The sequence below is a fragment of the Aeromonas sp. R5-1 genome, from assembly GCF_040908265.1.
In the GTDB taxonomy this organism is placed as follows: Bacteria; Pseudomonadota; Gammaproteobacteria; order Enterobacterales; family Aeromonadaceae; genus Aeromonas; species Aeromonas caviae.
Genome location: NZ_JBFODJ010000112.1, coordinates 1 through 2119, shown reverse-complemented (window position 1 = coordinate 2119; position 2119 = coordinate 1). Strand labels below are relative to the sequence as shown.

General features: G+C 53.9%; 3 protein-coding genes. 2 read left to right on the top strand and 1 reads right to left on the bottom strand.

Going from position 1 to position 2119, the window contains the following annotated elements; genetic code table 11:
• Together tuf and gmhB are read left to right on the top strand one after the other, a co-directional pair.
• On the top strand, nucleotides 1-1137 hold a 1137-nt coding region (gene tuf, locus AB5Y64_RS16005), incomplete at its 5' end, for an elongation factor Tu (protein WP_017788708.1).
• A 113-nt stretch (nucleotides 1138-1250) separates the two neighbouring features.
• Nucleotides 1251-1793 carry a D-glycero-beta-D-manno-heptose 1,7-bisphosphate 7-phosphatase gene (gmhB, locus tag AB5Y64_RS16000; RefSeq protein WP_010675946.1) on the top strand — a complete coding sequence of 181 codons (543 nt, stop codon included), beginning with the start codon at nucleotides 1251-1253 and terminating at the stop codon, nucleotides 1791-1793.
• A 98-nt stretch (nucleotides 1794-1891) separates the two neighbouring features.
• On the opposite strand, the gene AB5Y64_RS15995 is transcribed toward gmhB, so the two are convergent.
• A partial coding sequence (locus AB5Y64_RS15995) for a hypothetical protein (RefSeq protein ID WP_368204213.1) occupies nucleotides 1892-2119 on the bottom strand: 228 nt, incomplete at its 5' end.

The window sequence follows — 2119 nt, the reverse complement described above, 5'->3', positions numbered from 1 at the left end:
ACCATCGGCCACGTTGACCACGGTAAAACCACCCTGACCGCCGCCATCACCAACGTGCTGGCCAAGCACTTCGGTGGTAAAGCTTTCGCCTTCGACCAGATCGACAAGGCACCGGAAGAGCGTGAGCGTGGTATCACCATCAACACCTCCCACGTAGAATACGACACTGCTACCCGCCACTACGCCCACGTAGATTGCCCGGGTCACGCCGACTACGTTAAAAACATGATCACCGGCGCTGCCCAGATGGACGGCGCAATCCTGGTAGTAGCAGCGACTGACGGCCCGATGCCGCAGACTCGTGAGCACATCCTGCTGGGTCGTCAGGTAGGCGTTCCGTACATCATCGTGTTCATGAACAAGTGCGACATGGTAGATGACGAAGAGCTGCTGGAACTGGTCGAGATGGAAGTTCGCGAACTGCTGTCCGAGTACGACTTCCCGGGTGATGACCTGCCGGTAGTACGTGGTTCCGCACTGAAAGCGCTGGAAGGCGAAGCTCAGTGGGAAGAGAAGATCCTGGAACTGGCTGGCCACCTGGACACCTACATTCCGGAGCCGGAGCGCGCAATTGACCAGCCGTTCCTGATGCCTATCGAAGACGTCTTCTCCATCGCAGGCCGTGGTACCGTAGTAACCGGTCGTGTAGAGCGCGGTATCGTTAAAGTTGGTGAAGAAGTGGAAATCGTTGGTATCAAAGATACCACCAAGACCACCTGTACCGGCGTTGAAATGTTCCGCAAACTGCTGGACGAAGGTCGTGCAGGTGAGAACGTTGGCGCGCTGCTGCGTGGCGTGAAGCGTGAAGACGTAGAGCGTGGTCAGGTACTGGCCAAGCCGGGCACCATCAAGCCGCACACTAAGTTCGAATCCGAAGTGTACGTGCTGTCCAAAGAAGAAGGTGGTCGTCACACTCCGTTCTTCAAGGGCTACCGTCCGCAGTTCTACTTCCGTACTACCGACGTGACCGGTACCATCGAACTGCCGGAAGGCGTAGAGATGGTCATGCCGGGCGACAACATCAAGATGGTTGTTACCCTGATTGCCCCGATCGCGATGGACGACGGCCTGCGTTTCGCCATTCGTGAAGGTGGCCGTACCGTAGGTGCTGGTGTTGTAGCTAAAGTTATCGCTTAATCGATACTTTATATGCACACATGAAAGGGGTGGCTTCGGCCACCCCTTTTACTTTTGGGGCTTTAATTGGCCTGTGAGATACTTTTGCGAAATCATCTATAGAGGTAGCTGCTGTGAGTAAACCCGCCATTTTTCTGGATCGCGATGGTGTCATCAACAAAGACACGGGTTATGTCAGCCAGGTTGATGACTTCCATTTTCTGCCCGGGGTGATTGAGGCCATGCAATTGCTGAAGAAAAAAGGCTATTTGCTGGTCGTGGTGACCAACCAATCCGGTATCGCCCGCGGTTACTTCACGGAAGATGACTTCATGAACCTGACCGAGTGGATGGATTGGTCATTGGCCGATCGGGATGTGGATCTCGATGGTATCTACTTCTGCCCCCATCACCCGGATCACGGCGCCCCTTGCGACTGCCGCAAACCGGAACCCGGCATGCTGCTGTTGGCGCAGCAAGAGTTGGGCATCGACATGGACCGCTCTTATATGGTGGGTGACAAACCTTCGGACCTGAAAGCCGCCATCAATGCCAAGGTCGGTCACAAGATAATGGTCAGAACAGGCAAGCCGATTACTGATGCGGGGATTGAGCTGGCCGATGCCATCTACGACAACCTGCATGATTTTGCCGTTGCAGCGCCTGTCACAGGCTGATTTCGCTGGATTAAGATGCTTTTTGGTGGCTTTGTGAGCGGTTGAACGGTGAAAGCCATCTTTTTGCAATTATCCTCTTGCCAGAACGAATTCGCTCCCTATAATGCGCCTCCATCGACAGGGCAAGCGGCAACGCAAACAAGCCGGTCGGTAGCCTCGAAAAGCCTCGTAAAATAAGGCTTGACTCGAGAAGGCGGTTGAGTAGAATGCCACTCCCGCAGCAGCCAAAATCTGCGTCGCTCTTTAACAATTTGAATCAAGCAATCTGTGTGGGCACTCACAGCATCGAGCATCAAAAACAATTTTTGATTTTCAATGTCTGATGA